This window comes from Xanthomonas sp. NCPPB 1826 (assembly GCF_056725285.1).
This window is the reverse complement of sequence record NZ_CM161521.1, coordinates 2,961,467-2,979,578: the sequence shown is the minus strand read 5'-3', so window position 1 is coordinate 2,979,578 and position 18,112 is coordinate 2,961,467. Positions and strand designations below refer to the sequence as shown.

Sequence of the window (18,112 nt, the reverse complement as noted above, 5' to 3'; positions counted from 1 at the left end):
GAGCGCGACGGCGAGCACGATTTGCGGACCCGCATGCGCCGATCCGCATGGACTAGTCAATTAGTCGCAACGTCGGCCGCTAAGCTCTGGGAACGCCTTGTGGCGCAGGCCATGACGGGTTTTTGACTGGCTGCGGGGCGCGCCGAAGCATTGCAAAGATTCAACGATCGCCGATGATGCGCCAGACGAGTGCCAGTTGGGCCTGGTAGTCGCCGCTGCCCTTATCGCAACACGTCAATCGATCGCAGCCATCAATCGTTTTCGGGACCAACGACACCGCCTGCGCGCAGCCGTCCTGTCGGGCGCTCCGAACACACTTCATCGCACTTTTTAGGGGAACGGGAATGACACAAGGGTCCACCGTGGCGAGCGCCAACGGCGCAGACGCCGGCCTGCTGTCCAAGGAGCGCATCGTTGCGCGTCCGGGCTTCAATCGTTGGTTGGTACCGCCGGCGGCACTGGCGATCCACCTGTGTATCGGCATGGCCTACGGCTTCAGCGTGTTCTGGCTGCCGCTGTCCAAGGCGCTGGGCATCACCGAGGCGATCGCGTGCCCGGCCGACATGGGCCTGTTCGCGCGCATGGTCGCCACCACCTGCGACTGGAAGATCAGCGAGCTGCAGTGGATGTACACGCTGTTCTTCGTGCTGCTGGGCTGCTCGGCGGCGATCTGGGGCGGCTGGCTGGAACGTGCCGGCCCGCGCAAGGCCGGTGTGGTCTCGGCGCTGTGCTGGTGCGGCGGGCTGGTGATTTCGGCGGCCGGCATCCACTTCCATCAGATCTGGATGCTGTGGCTGGGTTCGGGCGTGATCGGCGGCATTGGTCTGGGCCTGGGCTACATCTCGCCGGTGTCGACGCTGATCAAGTGGTTCCCGGACCGTCGCGGCATGGCGACCGGCATGGCGATCATGGGCTTCGGTGGCGGCGCGATGATCGGCAGCCCGCTGGCCGATGCGCTGATGCGTCACTTCGCCACGCCGACCTCGGTGGGCGTACTGGAGACCTTCCTGGTGATGGCGGCGCTGTACTTCGTCTTCATGATGGCCGGCGCGTTCGGCTACCGCGTGCCGCCGAGCGGCTGGACCCCCGCCGGCTGGACCGCGCCGGTGGCCAGTAACAACGCCATGATCACTGCCAACCACGTGCACGTGAGCAAGGTCTGGGGCATCCCGCAGTTCTGGCTGCTGTGGGGCGTGCTGTGCCTGAACGTGTCGGCCGGCATCGGCGTGATCGGCATGTCCTCGCCGATGCTGCAGGAAGTGTTCGGCGGCCGGTTGATCGGGGTGGATGTCGGCTTCGGCAGTCTGGATACGGCGCAGCTGGCCAGCATCGCGGCCATCGCGGCCGGCTTCACCGGCCTGCTCAGCCTGTTCAACATCGGCGGGCGCTTCTTCTGGGCCAGCATGTCCGACAAGCTCGGCCGCAAGAACACCTACACGCTGTTCTTCGTGCTGGGCATCTGCCTGTACGCGGCTGCGCCGTCGGCCGGCGGTGTGGGCGGCATCGCGCTGTTTGCGGGCATCTTCTGCATCATCCTGTCGATGTACGGCGGCGGCTTCGCCACCATTCCGGCATACCTGGCCGACCTGTTCGGCACCCAGATGGTCGGCGCCATCCACGGCCGCCTGCTGACCGCCTGGGCCACCGCCGGCATCCTCGGTCCGGTGGTGGTCGGCTACATGCGCGAGTACCAGCTGGCCCACGGCAGCCCGCCGTCACAGGTCTACAACACCACCATGTACATCCTCGCCGGCATGTTGGTGCTCGGTCTGATCTGCAACCTGTTGGTGCGCCCGGTGGCCGCGCGTCATTTCATGACGCCGGAAGAACTGGCGCGCGAGAAGCAGCTGGCGCACGAGAAGGTGGACCGCAGCGGCAAGGCGGTGCTGCCGCCGGAGCAGATGGCGCGCATCGGGCATGGCGGCAACCCCGCCCTGGTCGCGCTGGCCTGGCTGGCGGTGGGCGTGCCGATGTCCTGGGGCATCTGGGTCACGCTGCAGAAAGCCTTCGTGCTGTTTCATTGAGATGAGATGACACTTCCGTCTTCCCGTTCCGTGCGCGCCGGCAGTGTGGTGCGCACGGTTGTCCGCCACCGCGGCGGCGGCAACGCCACGGTGCAGGACATGGTGGCGGCCGAAATGCCGGTCGCGTTCAACTACAACGGCGTGCCGTTCGCGGTGATGATGGCCACGCCGGAAGACCTGGAAGATTTTGCATTCGGGTTCTCGCTGAGCGAGGGCATCGTCGACCAGCCGCAGGATCTGCGGGTGGTGGCGGTGGAGACGTTTCTGGAAGGCGCTTCGCTGCAGATCGAGATCCCGCCCGAACGTGCCGCCGCGCTGGACCGGCGGCGGCGCAATCTGGATGGCCGCAGCGGTTGCGGGGTGTGCGGCAACGAATCGATCGAAGCAGTGTTGCGTGTGCCGCCGGTGTTGCAATCGTCGCTGCAGATCGATGTGGATGCATTGGCGCGTGCGTTGGATGCGTTGCATGCGCAGCAGCCGATCGCCGCACAGACCGGCGCGGTGCATGCCGCCGGTTGGGCCGATGCACACGGTGTGGTGCGCTACGTGCGCGAAGACGTCGGCCGGCATAACGCGCTCGACAAGTTGATCGGTGCGCTGGCGCGGGAGCGCGTCGATGCATCGCAAGGGTTTGCGGTGGTGACCAGCCGCGCCAGTTACGAAATGGCCATGAAAGCCGCGCAGGCCGGGATCCCGCTGCTCGCAGCGATTTCGGCACCGACCGCGCTGGCGATCAGCCTGGCCGACAGTGCGGGACTGACCCTGATCGGGTTTGCCCGCGATCACGATTGTGTCGTTTACAGCCATCCGCAGCGCCTGAATCTGGGCGTTGGCGTGGGAGAGCCCGCATGAGCAAGAAGACCATCCAGCAATACGACAATCCCGCCGGCGGCTGGGGCGCATTGCGCTCGGTTGCCAAGCATCTGATGGAACAGGACATCGCGGTGCAGGGCGCCAAGACGCTGCTGCACGCCAACCAGCCGGACGGTTTTGACTGCCCCGGCTGCGCCTGGCCCGACCGCGATCACACCTCCACCTTCGAGTTCTGCGAGAACGGCGCCAAGGCCGTCGCGGCCGAGTCCACGGCGCGCCGCGCCGGGCCGGAGCTGTTCGCCTCGCACAGCGTCAGCCTGCTGTCGCAGTACAGCGATTACTGGCTGGAAGGGCAGGGCCGGCTGACCCAGCCGATGCGTTACGACGCGGCCACCGATCATTACGTGCCGGTGAGTTGGGACGAGGCCTTCGCGCAGATCGCCGGGCATCTCAACGGGCTGGCATCGCCGGACGAGGCGATCTTCTACACCTCCGGGCGTACCAGCAACGAGGCGGCCTTCCTGTATCAGTTGTTCGTGCGCGAGTTCGGCACCAACAACTTCCCCGACTGCTCCAACATGTGCCACGAGCCGTCCGGTACCGCGCTGCGTTCGCAGATCGGCGTGGGCAAGGGCACGGTGTCGCTGCACGATTTCGAACTGGCCGATGCGATCTTCATCTTCGGCCAGAATCCCGGCACCAATCACCCGCGCATGCTTGGCGAGTTGCGTCAGGCTTCCAAGCGCGGCGCAGCGATTGCGGCATTCAATCCGTTGCGCGAGCGCGGGCTGGAGAAGTTCGCCGACCCGCAGGACAAGCTGGAGATGCTGCACAACGGCTCCACCCGCATCGCCTCGGATTATTTCCAGCTCAAGATCGGCGGCGATCTTGCCGCGGTCAAGGGCATCATCAAGCATGTGCTCGAGCGCGACGCACAGGCCCAGCGCGACGGCACGCCACGCCTGCTGGATCTGGAATTCATCGAGGCCCACACCGCCAACTTCGACGTTTTCGCTGCCGAGGTGCATGGCGAATCCTGGGACACCATCGTCGAAGAGTCCGGGCTGGACGAAGCGGCGCTGCGCAAGGCCGGCGAACTCTATCTCAATGCCGAACGCGTGATCGCCTGCTGGGGCATGGGCATCACCCAGCACAAGCATTCGGTGGCCACCATCCACATGATCACCAACCTGCTGTTGCTGCGCGGCCATCTGGGCCGGCCGGGCGCGGGCGTGTGCCCGGTGCGCGGGCACAGCAACGTGCAGGGCGACCGCACGATGATGATCTACGAAAAGCCGCCGGCCGCGTTCCTGGACAAGTTGCAGACGGTGTTTGGTTTTGCGCCGCCACGCGAGGATGGCTTCGACACCGTCGGCGCGATCGAGGCGATGCTGGACGGGCGCGGCAAGGTGTTCTTCGCGATGGGTGGCAATTTCGCCGCCGCCACGCCGGATACCGACGCCACGCATCGCGCGCTGCGCAATTGCGAATTGACTGTGCATGTCACCACCAAGCTCAATCGCAGCCATCTGGTGCACGGGCGCGATGCGCTGATCCTGCCATGCCTGGGCCGTACCGAAATCGACATCCAGGACGCCGGCTCGCAAGGCGTGACGGTGGAAGATTCGATGAGCATGGTGCACCTGTCGGCCGGCATCAATCCGCCGGCCTCGCCGGAGCTGTTGTCCGAGCCGGCGATTGTGGCGCGGCTGGCCGAGGCGACCCTGGGTGCGCGCAGCGCGATACGCTGGCGTTGGCTGGTGGGCGACTACGACCGCATTCGCGACCTGATTGCCCAGGTGTTCCCCGATTTTGCCGACTTCAACCAGCGTGTGCGGGTGCCGGGCGGCTTCCGCCTGTCCAACACCGCGCGCGATCGCCAGTGGGTGACACCCGAAAAGCGCGCGGTGTTCAAACCGCACGCGGTGCCGACCGACAACCCGATCCATCGTGCACGCCGTAGCCACACTGAGCAGATGGTGTTTACGCTGGCCACCACGCGCTCGCACGATCAATACAACACCACCATCTACGGGCTGGACGATCGCTATCGCGGCGTGTTCGGCGAGCGCCGCGTGCTCTTCATCAATGGCGCGGATATCGCCGCGTTGAACATGAGGGCCGGCGACTGGGTGGACCTGGAGAGCCTGTGCGAGGACGGTGTGCATCGCGAGGCGCGCCGCTTCCTGCTGGTGGACTACAACATTCCGCGCGGCTGCCTGGCGGCGTACTACCCGGAAACCAACGCGCTGGTGCCGCTGTCCAGCTTCGCCGACGAAGCGCGCACGCCCACCTCCAAGTCGATTCCGGTGATCGTGCTGCCGCACCGCGCCGAAACCGCCGATGCAGCGCCACGCGACATCGGAGCGGTGCTTGTCCGCTGATCCGCAGCTCACCGCGCTGCTGCTTGCCGCGTTGGCCGACACGCCCGAGGGCGTGTCGCTGGCGCGCCTGTGCAAGCAACTGGGCGTGCGCATGAGCGTGCTGCTGCGCACCCTGGCGTGGCTGGGCAGTGCCAGCCTGGATGGTCAGCCTGGCCCGGGCTGGATCCAGGTGGAAGACCGCGGCGAGCGCCAATTTGCAGTGCTGACGGATCTCGGGCTGGCAGCGCATGCGCAACGTGCAATGACGCAAACGCAGCCGTGCGACTGAGTAACTTGCTGGTTCTTCCCGGCTGAGGAGAGCGGGAGACTGAAGCCTCTTCACCTGCACGGGAAGTTCGATCAGACGCAACCTGATCCGAACAACGCGGGCCACGCTTTGCTTGCAACCAACCACACCGACCACCTCGACAGGTCCTTGGCCGCTCACCGTCGCGGGACCTTACGCGGCATGGATGCCGCGTAAGAGCCTACAGGGACGTACTTGCGGCGTGTCCCGCGATGGTGGGCGGCCAAGGGCCCTGCAGCAAAGTCGCAGACCCGACGCTCTGCAAGCGATCTATCAGCACTATCCGACCACTCCAAGACCCACCGAGCTCTTCAATGGTGGCGCCGTTATGGATGCAGTCGAAGGCTTGGGTCAAAAGCCTGGTTGATCGAGCGTGCGGTGTCCTCACCGCTTGCGGGACACGCCGTGAATCCGTCCGTGGAGGCTCCTCGGCGGCATCCATGCCGCCGAGGGTCCCGCAACCGGCAAGGACACCGCACCAGAGAGTTGGTCGGCTGCTTTCCTCAAAGCTTATTTCTCGGCTTGCGGTGGGAAGATGAGACGTTTGTAAGTCGCGTGTTGAAAGCCTGTTGCTCGGCCTGCATCGGGAGCTGATCGGGTGCAACGCGATCCGAACAACGCGCATCAAGCACTGCTCTTACCGCGCACACCGACCACCTCGACAGGTCCTTGTCCGCTCACCGTCGCGGGACCTTACGCGGCATGGATGCCGCGTAAGAGCCTACAAGGATGTACTTGCGGCGTGTCCTGCGATGGTGGGCGGGCAAGGGCCCTGCAACAAGGCCACAGAACAGTCGCTCTAACAAGCATCTATCAACACTGCCCGGCGACTCCAACGCAACCGAGATTCCGAAAGACATCAGGCTGCCACTGTCCGCAAATGCAAGCAGTCACGGCTGTAACCTTTCGTGAGCAGGTTGGCCTGCGCAAACCGTTGCTGCAATCTGCCAGAATCGGCTGACTTGTCTTGTCTGGATGCCGATCAACGATGACTGCTGCTGCGCCGCTTGCTGCTCCCATCAATTCGCCCGCGCGCGTGCTGTTCGCCAGTCTGATCGGCACCACCATCGAGTTCTTCGATTTCTACATCTACGCCACCGCCGCGGTGTTGGTGTTCCCGACGCTGTTCTTTCCGGCGGGCGATGGTAGCGCGGCGATGCTGCAGTCGCTGGCGACGTTTGCGGTGGCCTTTATCGCGCGGCCGGTGGGCTCGGCGGTGTTCGGCCATTTCGGCGACCGGATCGGTCGCAAGGCTACCCTGGTGGCGGCGCTGCTGACGATGGGCCTGTCCACCGTGGCGATCGGCTTGCTGCCCAGTTACGCCCAGATCGGCGTGTTCGCACCTGCGTTGCTGGCGCTGTGCCGCTTTGGCCAGGGCCTGGGGCTGGGCGGCGAGTGGGGCGGGGCCGTGCTGCTTGCCACCGAAAATGCGCCGCCCGGCAAGCGCGTGTGGTACGGCATGTTTCCGCAGCTGGGTGCGCCGCTGGGCTTTCTGTTGTCCACCGGCACCTTTCTCGGCATGGGCGCGGTGCTCGACGATGCGCAGTTCATGCAATGGGGCTGGCGGGTGCCGTTTCTGGCCAGCGCATTGCTGGTGCTGACCGGCCTGTGGGTGCGCCTGAGCATCACCGAGACGCCGGACTTCCAGAAGACCCTGGACCACAAGACGCGCGTGCGCCTGCCCTTGGGGACGGTGATCTCGCAGCACTGGCCGGCGCTGATCATCGGCACGCTGGGCGCATTCGCCACCTTCGTGCTGTTCTATCTGATGACGGTGTTCGCGCTGGGCTACGGGACCAAGACCCTGGGCTACGACAAGGAACAATTCCTGCTGTTGCAGATGGCGGGGATCGTGTTTTTCGCGATCGGCATTCCGCTGTCGGCTAGGTTCGGCGACCGGCATGGCGCGCCGCTGGCGATGATGCTGGCCAGTGTGGCAATCATCGCGTTTGGGTTGGCATTCGCGCCGCTGTTCCAGGCCAATCACCCGTTGCAGGTACTCGCGTTCCTTGCACTGGGCTTCTTCTTCATGGGCCTGACCTACGGCCCCTGCGGAACGCTGCTGGCCGAGTTGTATCCCACCGAAGTGCGCTATACCGGGGCCTCGCTGTCGTTCAACCTGGCCAGCATCCTGGGGGCGGCACCGGCGCCGTACGTGGCCACGCAACTGGCCGCACGCTATGGCGTGCAGGCGGTGGGGCAGTATCTGGGCGCCGCGGCGGTGTTGAGCCTGCTGGCGTTGGTCGTGGCCCGCAGATCGCGTCGGCGGGTTGGCGTTTGAAGGTGGGCGCGGGGCGGCGTCATCGGTGAGGCGGATTGCGCCCAGGTGCAGAGTGGTCGCTAGCGGAACAGGCGCTTGAGTGTGCGTCCCAGCCAGTTGCCGTGCTGGTGGCTGCGCGCGAACTGGTCCAGATGTGCGATCACCTGCGGCGCATAGGCCTGGTCGTCGCCGCGGATATGGTTGAACAACCAGCGTGAGAGCATGCTGCGGAGTTCGTCGCAGACGTCTTCGCCGGCCTGGAACCGCAGCCGGTACTCGCCGACACGTTTGCCGAAGACCTCGTGCACACGCTTGTGCGCCAGGCTGAAGGGGTAGCCGGCTTCCTCCATCAGTTCTTCCTCGAAGGCAAAGTGCGACAGCGTGTAGTCGATCAATTCGTCGATCACCTCGGCCACTGCCAGGCGTTGCAGGCTGGCGTGCGCGGCATGCAGCTGATTGATCATTTCCACGATGCGCCGGTGTTGGTGATCGATGACCTCGATCCCGGTGTTGAGGTCGTCCTGCCAGACCAGCAAAGCCATCATTCGCCCTTGTTCCATACAATGAGGGCACGATAGGCGTGCGTGATTGCCAACGCGTTGATCTGGATCAAATCCGGCTACGGCAAGCGGGCGGCGTGCGTGCTGCGTAGCGATTCTGTGTCGCCGGCGATACCGCCGGGTCGGGCGCGCCGCCGGCCGTGCAGCGCACGAACCTGCGCCGCTCAGCTGGCCAGACGCACCTGGTTGCGGCCGCCAGCCTTGGCCAGGTACAGATACTTGTCCGCCTCGCCCAGCAGATGGTGCAGCGACTGGCCGTCTTCGGTGGCGATGCATACGCCGATGCTCACCGTCATGCTGAGGGTTTCATCGCCGATCCGCACGCGCAGTGCGCTGATGCGTTCGCGCAGGGTTTCGAAGTAGCTGGTGGCGTTGGCGGCATCCAGCCCCGGGACCAGCAGGCAGAATTCTTCGCCGCCAAAACGCGCCACCAGATCCTGCGGCCGCGCATGACTGGAGACCGACGCGGCCACCGCGCGTAGCGCCTGGTCGCCGGCTTCGTGGCCCCAGGTGTCGTTGATGTGCTTGAAGTGGTCGATGTCCAGCATCGCCGCGGTGACCGTCTGCTCCTGCGACAACAGGGTGGGGATCACCCGCTGGCTTTGTTCCAGGAAATAGCGCCGGTTGGGCAGGCCGGTGAGGAAGTCGCGGGTGGCCAGGTCCTGCAGCGTGCCGATCAATTCCAGCTGGTCCACATTCTGCGACACACGGCAGAAGAACTCTTCGCGCGAGAACGGCTTGCGCAGGAAATCGTTGGCGCCGTTCTTGAGGAAACGCGGGATCAGCGACGAGTCGCTGTTGCCGGAGATGCCGATCACCGCGACCTTGTCGCGCGAACGGATCGCACGCAGCCTGCGGGTGAATTCCACCCCTTCCATGCCGGGCATTTCCTGGTCGACGATGGTCAGGCGGATGCCGGGGTCGCGCTCGATCGCCTGCAGGCCGGCCGCACCGTCGGCTGCCAGCACCACGCGGTAGCCGTACATCGACAGCAACGCGGCCGCATAGGTCCGTGCGGACAGGGAATCGTCCACCACCAGCGCGGCGATGCGGCGATTGCGCTCCAGGCGTTGCACCAGCCAGGCCAGATATTCGATGCTGCCGGGCGCGTTCTTGAGCACGTAATCGATGATCTGCTGCTGCAGCACACGCTGGCGCAGATCCTCGTCATAGACGCCGCTGACCACTACTGTGGGCAGCTTGCGCGAGAGGAAGAATTCCACGACCTTGTCGCGGTCGCCGTCCACCAACACCAGGCCGGTCAGGACCAGAAACCAGCCGTCTTCTTCGTCCAGTACACGGGCGGCTTCTGCCAGCGTCGATACGACCGTGACCGGCAGCTCCACACGTTGCTCGATGGCCTCACGCAGCATGCTGGTGAAAGTACGCGAGTTCTCCACCAGCAGCACGCGTTGCGGCAGGACTGCGCTTTCACTATTGCGATGTAGGGTACCTGGGGACATCGGCTGGCCGTGCGGATCGAACCGTCATACCAGCTAACGGCCCTGCTCGCCAAAACTTGAGCGCCTCGTCTCAAAGTGCCCAAGACGGCGCCTATTCACCACAACGCATCGCGCAGCCGGTACCAACTCATCGCCGCCACCAGCAGCGGCGTGCGCAGCAGGCGCCCACCGGGGAAAGGCCGATGCGGAATCCGTGCGAACACGTCCAGCCGTCGGCTCTGGCCGGCGATGGCCTCGGCGATGACCTGGCCGGCCAGGCCGGTGGCGGCGACGCCATGCCCGGAGAATCCCTGGGCGAAATACACGTTGGGCCCCAGTCGGCCCCACTGCGGGGCGCGATTGCGCGAGATGTCCACGTAGCCGCCCCACAGTGTTTGCAGCGGCACGTCGCGCAGTTGCGGGAAGACCGTGTGCATGCGCCGTGTCATCAACCGATCCAGGCCGGGCGGCGGGCGCGAGGAGTAGCTGGCGCGTCCGCCGAACAGCAGCCGGTGGTCGGCGCTGAGCCGGTAGTAGTCCAGCGCCCAGTTGGTATCGGCGACTGCCATGTCGTTGGCGATCAGCGCGCGTGCACGGGCCTGGCCCAGCGGCGGCGTCGCACCGACATAGGTGCCCACCGGCATGATGTGGCGCTCCAGCGCCGTGGAAATGCCCTGCAGCAGGGCATTGCCGGCGATCACGCCGAACTCGGCGCTGACGCTGCCCTGGTCGGTCTGCATGGTCACGCGCGTGCCGTGCTCCAGCCGGGAGACGGGCGAGGCCTCGTGGATGCGCACGCCGGCCGCCAGCGCTGCGCGCGCCAGGCCCAGCGCATAGGCCAGCGGATGCAGATGGCCGCTGGCCGGGTCGAACATCGCGCCCAGGTAGAGCGGGCTGTCCAGCACCTGCCGCGTACGCGCGCGGTCCCACCATTCCAGCGGGTAGTCGTAGCGCTCGGCCATGCGCATGATGCCGTGCTGCAAGGCCCGCACCTGGCGCGGCTTCAGCGGCACGTGGGCGTGGCCGTCGCGCCAGTCGCAGGCGATGGCGTGGCGGTCGATGCGTGCGCGCAGCAGGCGCATGCCGTCGCGCGAGAAGTCGAACAGCCGCCGCGCGTCGGCATCGCCGACCAGCGCTTCCAGGGTTTCCTGCTCGCAGCCGTAGCCGACGATGGCCTGGCCGCCGTTGCGCCCGGAGGCGCCCCAGCCGATGCGCCTGGCCTCCAGCACGATGACCTTGTAGCCGGCCTCGGCCAGGGCGAGCGCGGCGGTGAGGCCGGTGTAGCCGGCGCCGAGGATGCAGACATCGGCACGTTGGACGCCCTGCAGGCATGGCTGCTCCGGCAAGGCCGGCGTGCTGCGGGCGTACCAGCTGTCGGGATAGCCGTTACCCGACGGATCGGCAGGCGGCAGCGATGTGGCCGGGCCGTCCATCAGACGATCCGCAGGTACCGGGCGTAATCCAGATCCGGCACCTGCGCCTGGTAGTCGAGCAGCTCGCGCTGTTTCTGCTGGCCGAACACGTGCTGGAACTGGCTGCCGAACTGCGCGCCGACAAAGTCGCTGGCGCTGAATGCATCCACCGCGGCTTGCCAGGTGCGCGGCCGAAAGACCGCTTGCGCATAGGCATTGCCGGTGACTGGCGCGCTGGGCTCGCCGGGATGTTGCAGGCCGTCCAGCATGGCGGCCAGCACGGCGGCGGCGGCCAGGTACGGATTGGCATCGGCGCCGGCGATGCGATGTTCGATGCGGGTGTTGCGTGCATCGCTATGCGGGATGCGTAGCGCCACGGTGCGGTTGTTGAAGCCCCAGCTCGCATCCAGCGGCACGAAGGCATTGCTGACGAACCTGCGGTAACTGTTGGCGTGCGGCGCGAACATCAGCAGCGAGGCATCGGCGTGCCGCTGCAGGCCGGCGATGGCATGGCGCAGGCGGTCGGCGGGCGCATCGACGCTGCCGGCAAACACGTTGTGCCCGTCGGTATCGAGCAGGCTCACGTGCAGGTGCAGGCCGCTGCCGGCCTGGCCGGGAAACGGCTTGGCCATGAAGCTGGCGAGCTTGCCCTGCTGCTGCGCAATCGCCTTGATGGTGCGCTTGAGCAGGATCGCCTCGTCGCAGGCGGCCACCGCATCGGCGCGATGCTGCAGGTTGATTTCGAACTGGCCGGGTGCGTACTCGGCCACGGCGGTGTCGGCCGGGATGCCTTGCTGGCGGCAGGCAGCAGTCACCGCGTCGGTGAAGGTGCGCTGGTCGTCCAGGTCCTGCAAGGAATACACCTGGGTGCTGTCGCTGCGTGCACCGGTCTGCGGGTCGCGTGGCGTCTGCGGGCGTCCCTGCGCATCGGGCACCGCGTCGAACAGGTAGAACTCCAGTTCCACCGCCATGACCGGGGTCAGGCCGAGCGCAGCAAAACCGTGCAGCACGCGCTGCAAGACCGCGCGCGGCGCGACCTCGAACACGTTGCCGTCCGGCTGATGCATCGCCAGCAGCAGCTGCGCCATCGGCCGCGGTGCCCACGGCACCGGGCGCAGCGAGCCGGCGATGGGCCGGCAGATACGATCGGCATCGCCGATGGCGTAGCCCAGCCCGGTTTCCTCGACGGTATTGCCGGTGATGTCGGTAGCGATCAGCGACATCGGCAGGCACACGCCATCGCGATAGACCTTGCCCAGGACTTCGGCTGTCACACGTTTGCCACGCAGCACGCCATTGGTGTCGGGCAACAGCAGATCGACCGCTTCGCAGCCATCGATCCGCGCCAGCGTGGCGGCATCGGTAGCGGGCAAGCACGCGACGGAGTTCTCGGAAACCATGGGCACCACCTGCAAGGTCGCCGCTCAGACTAGCAAAGCACATGTGATCGTTCGCAACAGTGCGCGTGTGGACCCTGGCAATGCAGGTGGCCGCACGGTAAGTTCGCAGGCATCGGCAACGCACCCGATCAACCCATGACGACCACGCGCTGACAAGTCGTCGCGGTCGGAGGGATGCAGGTGATGCGCAAGCCGACAGCTGCGCGCCACATCTGCCCTGTACAGTGCCAGCGCCCGCCTGGTGGCGAGCGCCGACGTGATGCAGCCGCGTTCAACCGGGAGATCCGCATGGCTGTCGTTCCACTGGTCGGGTTGCCGACCGATCGCATCCAGCAAGGGCCGCATCCGTTTCTGGCCACCGGCGAGAAGTACATCCGCGCGGTGGTGGACGCGGCCGGGGCGATGCCGGTGCTGTTGCCGAGCCTGCAGCCCACGCTGGATGCGCGCGCTTGGCTGGATCGCCTGGATGGCCTGTTGCTGACCGGTGCGGTGAGCAATGTCGAGCCGCATCACTACAGCGACGAGCCGAGCTGGGAGGGCAATCCGCACGACCCGGCGCGCGATGCCACCAGCCTGGGGCTGATCCCGCAGGCACTGGCGCGTGGCCTGCCGGTGCTGGCGATCTGCCGCGGGCTGCAGGAGGTCAACGTGGCGCTGGGCGGGCGCCTGCATCAACGCGTGCATGACGTGCCCGGTCTGGCCGATCACCGCGAAGACCGCGCCATGCCGCTGGACACGCAGTACGGTCCGGCGCATCCGGTGCAGCTGCACCCCGGCGGCCTGCTGGCCGGCATGAGCGACAGCGCGCAGGTCACGGTGAACTCGCTGCACGGGCAGGGCATTGCACGCCTGGCCGATGGCCTGCTGATCGAGGCAACCGCGCCGGATGGCCTGATCGAAGCCTTTCGCGGCCCCGGGCCGGGCTTTCTGCTCGCGGTGCAGTGGCATCCGGAGTGGCGTGTCACACAGCATCCGTTCTACCGTGCCATCTTCCAGGCCTTCGGCGAGGCCTGTCGCCAATACGCCGCTCGACGCGGTCAGTGAGGTTGCATGTCGATCCGCACCCGTTCGCGCACATCCACGCCCAAGCAGCCCGAGAGCGCGCTGCGCCGCTGGCTCAAGGACCGTCACATCACCGAGGTCGAGTGCCTGGTGCCGGATATCACCGGCAACGCACGCGGCAAGATCATTCCGGCGGACAAGTTTTCGCACGACTACGGCACCCGGCTGCCGGAAGGCATCTTCGCCACCACCGTCACCGGCGATTTCCCGGACGATTACTACGAGCTGACCTCGCCATCGGATTCGGACATGCATCTGCGCCCGGACGCGTCCACCGTGCGCATGGTGCCGTGGGCGGCCGATCCCACCGCGCAGGTCATCCACGATTGCTACACCAAGGACGGCCAGCCGCACGAGCTTGCCCCGCGCAATGTGCTGCGGCGCGTGCTGGACGCCTATGCCGAAGCCAAGCTGCAACCGGTGGTGGCGCCGGAGCTGGAATTCTTCCTGGTGCAGAAGAACACCGACCCGGACTTCCCGTTGTTGCCGCCGGCCGGGCGCTCGGGTCGGCCGGAGACTGCGCGGCAGTCGTATTCGATCGATGCGGTCAACGAGTTCGACCCGATCCTGGACCTGATGTACGACTACTGCGATGCGATGGAACTGGATGTGGATACGCTGATCCACGAATCCGGCGCCGCGCAGCTGGAGGTCAACTTCACCCACGCCGATGCGCTCTCGCGCGCCGATCAGGTGTTCCTGTTCAAGCGCACCATGCGCGAGGCCGCGTTGCGGCATGGTGTGTATGCGACGTTTCTGGCCAAGCCGATGGAGACCGAGCCGGGCAGTGCGATGCATATCCATCAGAGCCTGCTGCATGCCGGCACCGGCAAGAACGTGTTCAGCGGCAAACGCGAAGGCGGCTTCAGCGACACCTTTGCACACTATCTCGGTGGCCTGCAGAAATACATTCCGATGGCGATGGGGCTACTGGCGCCCAACGTCAATTCCTACCGGCGGCTGATGTTCGGCGAGGTGTCGCCGAGCAATGTGCTGTGGGGCTTCGACAATCGCACCTGTGGGCTGCGGGTGCCGATCGATGTGCCGCAGAACATGCGGGTGGAAAGCCGCTTTGCGGGCTCCGACGCCAATCCGTACCTGGCGATGGCGGCGACCCTGGCTTGCGGGCTGCTCGGCATCCGCGAGAAGCTCGAGCCGACCGCGCCGATCAGCAGCAACGGCAAGGAGCAGGGCTACGATCTGCCGCGCTCGCTGGGCGAGGCGCTGGACGGTCTGGAGGGCTGCGAGGCCTTGCAGGAGATGCTGGGGCGGCGCTTCGTGCGCGCCTACATCTCGGTCAAGCGCAAGGAGTACGAGACGTTCTTCCGCGTGATCAGTTCGTGGGAGCGGGAGTTCCTGTTGTTGAATGTGTGAGGCATATGCGTTTCGCACAGCGTGCCGCGCCGTTCCCTTCTCCCCTCGGGAGAAGGTGCTCGGAGGGCGGATAAGGGCAGGTCGTCTGGCCATGGTCCAGACCCACGTGCATTGCTGGCGTCCGATGCGTTTTGCCCCAGCTGCCTTTCGTAATGCCACTGCATTCGCGCCACTGGCGTGAGCCACCTTCCGGAGCAAGCCGTGCACCCCACTGTGTTGGAAACCTTGCAGCAACTCGATGCCGCCCATCACCTGCATCCGTTCAACGATAACGCGGCGTTGGCCGAAAAGGGCACGCGCATCCTGACACGCGGCGAGGGCGTGTATGTCTGGGACGCGCAGGGCAACAAGTTGCTGGATGCGTTCGGCGGCTTGTGGTGCGTGAATGTCGGCTACGGGCGCAAGGAGCTGGCACAGGCGGCGGCGCGGCAGATGGAACAGCTGGCGTACTACAACAGCTTCTTCCAGTGCACCACCGAGCCCACTATCCATCTGGCTGCCAAGCTGGCGGAGCTGACGCCGGGCGATCTGAACCATGCGTTCTTCGCCAACTCCGGGTCGGAGGCCAACGACACCATCCTGCGGCTGGTGCGGCATTTCTGGGCGGTGCAGGGGCAGCCGGAAAAACGCATCTTCATCGGCCGTCATGACGGCTATCACGGCACCACCATGGCCGGTGCCAGCCTGGGCGGCATGCGCGGCATGCACAGGCAGGGTGGCCTGCCGATTCCGGATATCCACCACATCGCACCGCCGTATCACTTCGGCGACGGCGGGGAGATGGACCCGGAGGAGTACGGACTGCTAGCGGCGCGTCGGCTGGAAGACCGGATCCTGCAACTCGGGCCGCAAAACGTGGCGGCGTTTATCGGTGAACCGATCATGGGCGCGATCGGGGTGTACATCCCGCCGCGCAGCTACTGGCCGGAAATCGAGCGCATCTGCCGGCGCTACGATGTGCTGCTGGTGGCCGACGAGGTGATCTGCGGGTTCGGGCGTACTGGTGCCTGGTTCGGTGCGGATTATTTCGGCTTCCAGCCCGACGTGATGACGCTGGCCAAGGGCATCACCTCCGGTTACATCCCGTTGGCGGCGGCGATGTTCAACGATCGCGTGGCCGGCGTGCTCAAGGCGCAGGGTGGCGAGCTGGCGCACGGCGGCACCTATGCGGGGCATCCGGTCTGCGCGGCGGTGGCGCTGGAGAACCTGCGCCTGCTGCAGGACGAAGGCATCGTGGACACCGCGCGTACCCGGATCGCGCCGTACCTGGCGCAGCGCTGGGCTGAGCTGGGCGAGCACCGGCTGGTCGGCGAGGCGCGTATCGCCGGCCTTGTCGGGGCACTGGAACTGGTGCCGGACAAACGCCGGCGTGGGGTCTATTTCCCCGAACGCGGTCGGGTCGGTGCGCTGTGCCGCGATTTCGCGCTGCGGCGCGGGCTGATCCTGCGTGCCACCTACGATGCGATGCTGCTGTCGCCGCCGTTGATCATCACCTGCGAGCAGGTCGATGAGCTGTTCGACAAGGCCTGGGCGGCGCTGAACGATACTGCGCAGGCGCTGGGCATCGTTGCCGCCTAAGCCGGCCGGCGCACGTCAAGTTTTGCCGGTCGCGCACACCCGCCAGCGCGGTCGGCAGAGCCGCTTGCGGCGCCGGCCGCGCCGGCCAGCGGGTCCGTATGGTTGGTATCCGCCACGCCGCGCTGTGCAAACACAACCACCATGGGTAGGCTGGCCCTTCGACCGGCCGCATCCCGGCCCGCCCTGATCGCGCTGCCCTGGAGACCTGCATGACGCTGCGACTGCTCGCCCTGACGCTGTCCACCACCTTGCTGGCCGCCTGCGGTGGCAGCAATGCACCCGGCGGTGCCGAGGCGCAGGCCAAGGTGCTCAATGTCTACAACTATTCGGACTACATCGCCGAAGACACCATTCCCGCGTTCGAGAAGAGCACCGGCATCAAGGTCACCTACGACGTGTTCGACAGCGACGAGATGGTGGAAACCAAGCTGCTTGCCGGTGGCAGCGATTACGACGTGGTGGTGCCCACGCTGAACTTCTTCGGCCGGCAGATCCAGGCCGGCGTGTTCCTGCCGCTGGACAAGGCCAAGATCCCCAATCTGGCCAATCTGGACCCCGACATCATGCGGCGCATTGCCGCGCAAGACCCGGGCAACGCCTATGGCGTGCCGTACATGATCGGCACAACCGGCATCGGCTACAACGTGGACAAGCTCAAGGCGATCTTCGGCAACACCGAGGTCGCCAACAGCTGGGACCTGGTGTTCAAGCCGGAAAACCTGTCCAGGTTGAAGGACTGCGGCGTGACCCTGCTGGACACGCCCTCGGACCTGATTCCGATCGCGCTCAATTATCTGGGCCTGGATCCGCACAGCAGCGTGCCGGCCGAGATCGAGCAGGCTGCTGCGCTGATCAAGACGATCCGCCCGTACGTACAGAACTTTCATTCCAGCCAGTACGTGACCTCGCTGGCCAATGGCAACACCTGTCTGGCGGTGGGCTGGTCGGGCGACATCATCCAGGCGCGCGACCGTGCGGTGGAAGCCGGCAACGGCATCAAGGTGGCCTATGCGATCCCCAGGGAAGGCGCGCCGCAGTGGTTCGACATGCTGGCCATTCCCAAGGACGCCAAGCACCCCGACAACGCCTACGCCTTCATCAACTATCTGTTGAAGCCGGACGTGGCCGCGGCCAACAGCAACTTCATCCACTACGCCAACCCGGTGCGCACCGCCACGCCGCTGGTGGACGCGGCGATCCGCAACGACCCCACTATCTACCCGCCGCCGGAGGTGACCGCCAAGATGTTCACCTATGCGATCAATCCGCCCGAGGTGGACCGGCTGTACACGCGGCTGTGGACCGAGATCAAGACCGGTCGCTGACGACGCAGGCATTCCTCCATTCCTGTAACAACGCCTGCCATTCGCGCATTTGGAAGTCCGAGCGCGCGCTGACTGCGGTCATCACGCAATCTGTACCGGGCGGTTCAAATAATTGTATGGTTGCGCCGCCTTCGCCGAGCCGCTGATGCGGCCCGTCGTTGCGCGCGCCTCGCCCACGACACAGGACGCCTC

The 18,112-nt window shown here is 66.0% G+C and carries 13 protein-coding genes; 9 read left to right on the top strand and 4 right to left on the bottom strand.

What is annotated here, in order from left to right:
* Nucleotides 1–344: 344 nt before the first annotated feature.
* The 5 genes from AC1PLA_RS12605 (at nt 345) to AC1PLA_RS12585 (ending at nt 7,788) form a co-directional block, all read left to right on the top strand.
* Nucleotides 345–2,024 carry an OFA family MFS transporter gene (locus AC1PLA_RS12605; RefSeq protein WP_047125188.1) on the top strand — a complete coding sequence of 560 codons (1,680 nt, stop codon included), beginning with the start codon at nt 345–347 and terminating at the stop codon, nt 2,022–2,024.
* Between the two features lie 6 nt (nt 2,025–2,030).
* A complete protein-coding gene (gene fdhD, locus AC1PLA_RS12600; RefSeq protein WP_481104651.1) occupies nt 2,031–2,876 on the top strand; it encodes a formate dehydrogenase accessory sulfurtransferase FdhD in 846 nt (281 codons plus the stop codon).
* Complete coding sequence (locus AC1PLA_RS12595) at nt 2,873–5,221, top strand: FdhF/YdeP family oxidoreductase (RefSeq protein ID WP_481104650.1); 2,349 nt, start codon at nt 2,873–2,875, stop codon at nt 5,219–5,221. Before fdhD ends, AC1PLA_RS12595 begins: the two co-directional genes overlap by 4 nt.
* The gene (locus AC1PLA_RS12590) at nt 5,211–5,489 is read left to right on the top strand and encodes a hypothetical protein (protein ID WP_481104649.1); all 279 of its coding nucleotides are present in this window, start codon (nt 5,211–5,213) and stop codon (nt 5,487–5,489) included. Before AC1PLA_RS12595 ends, AC1PLA_RS12590 begins: the two co-directional genes overlap by 11 nt.
* A gap of 1,006 nt (nt 5,490–6,495) precedes the next feature.
* Nucleotides 6,496–7,788: an MFS transporter gene (locus AC1PLA_RS12585; protein ID WP_039526810.1), complete on the top strand. Its 1,293-nt coding sequence runs from the start codon at nt 6,496–6,498 to the stop codon at nt 7,786–7,788.
* Between the two features lie 59 nt (nt 7,789–7,847).
* Here AC1PLA_RS12585 and AC1PLA_RS12580 read toward each other — a convergent pair whose 3' ends face one another.
* The 4 genes from AC1PLA_RS12580 to AC1PLA_RS12565 all read right to left on the bottom strand — a co-directional run bounded on the left by AC1PLA_RS12580 (nt 7,848) and on the right by AC1PLA_RS12565 (nt 12,581).
* Nucleotides 7,848–8,309: a bacteriohemerythrin gene (locus AC1PLA_RS12580; RefSeq protein ID WP_039526813.1), complete on the bottom strand. Its 462-nt coding sequence runs from the start codon at nt 8,307–8,309 to the stop codon at nt 7,848–7,850.
* A gap of 182 nt (nt 8,310–8,491) precedes the next feature.
* Nucleotides 8,492–9,790: a diguanylate cyclase gene (locus AC1PLA_RS12575; RefSeq protein ID WP_039512053.1), complete on the bottom strand. Its 1,299-nt coding sequence runs from the start codon at nt 9,788–9,790 to the stop codon at nt 8,492–8,494.
* 95 nt (nt 9,791–9,885) lie between these two features.
* Nucleotides 9,886–11,202: an NAD(P)/FAD-dependent oxidoreductase gene (locus AC1PLA_RS12570; protein WP_184229374.1), complete on the bottom strand. Its 1,317-nt coding sequence runs from the start codon at nt 11,200–11,202 to the stop codon at nt 9,886–9,888.
* A complete protein-coding gene (locus AC1PLA_RS12565) occupies nt 11,202–12,581 on the bottom strand; it encodes a glutamine synthetase family protein (RefSeq protein WP_481104648.1) in 1,380 nt (459 codons plus the stop codon). Before AC1PLA_RS12565 ends, AC1PLA_RS12570 begins: the two co-directional genes overlap by 1 nt.
* Before the next feature lie 288 nt (nt 12,582–12,869).
* Between AC1PLA_RS12565 and AC1PLA_RS12560 the strand changes: the two genes are divergently transcribed.
* The 4 genes from AC1PLA_RS12560 to AC1PLA_RS12545 all read left to right on the top strand — a co-directional run bounded on the left by AC1PLA_RS12560 (nt 12,870) and on the right by AC1PLA_RS12545 (nt 17,920).
* Nucleotides 12,870–13,625 (top strand): gamma-glutamyl-gamma-aminobutyrate hydrolase family protein, encoded by a 756-nt coding sequence (locus AC1PLA_RS12560; RefSeq protein ID WP_211920234.1) that lies wholly within the window; start codon nt 12,870–12,872, stop codon nt 13,623–13,625.
* A gap of 6 nt (nt 13,626–13,631) precedes the next feature.
* A complete protein-coding gene (locus tag AC1PLA_RS12555) occupies nt 13,632–15,017 on the top strand; it encodes a glutamine synthetase family protein (RefSeq protein ID WP_039521987.1) in 1,386 nt (461 codons plus the stop codon).
* Nucleotides 15,018–15,218: 201 nt separating this feature from the next.
* A complete protein-coding gene (locus AC1PLA_RS12550) occupies nt 15,219–16,595 on the top strand; it encodes an aspartate aminotransferase family protein (protein WP_481104647.1) in 1,377 nt (458 codons plus the stop codon).
* Between the two features lie 209 nt (nt 16,596–16,804).
* Complete coding sequence (locus tag AC1PLA_RS12545; protein ID WP_047130335.1) at nt 16,805–17,920, top strand: polyamine ABC transporter substrate-binding protein; 1,116 nt, start codon at nt 16,805–16,807, stop codon at nt 17,918–17,920.
* Nucleotides 17,921–18,112 lie beyond the last annotated feature (192 nt).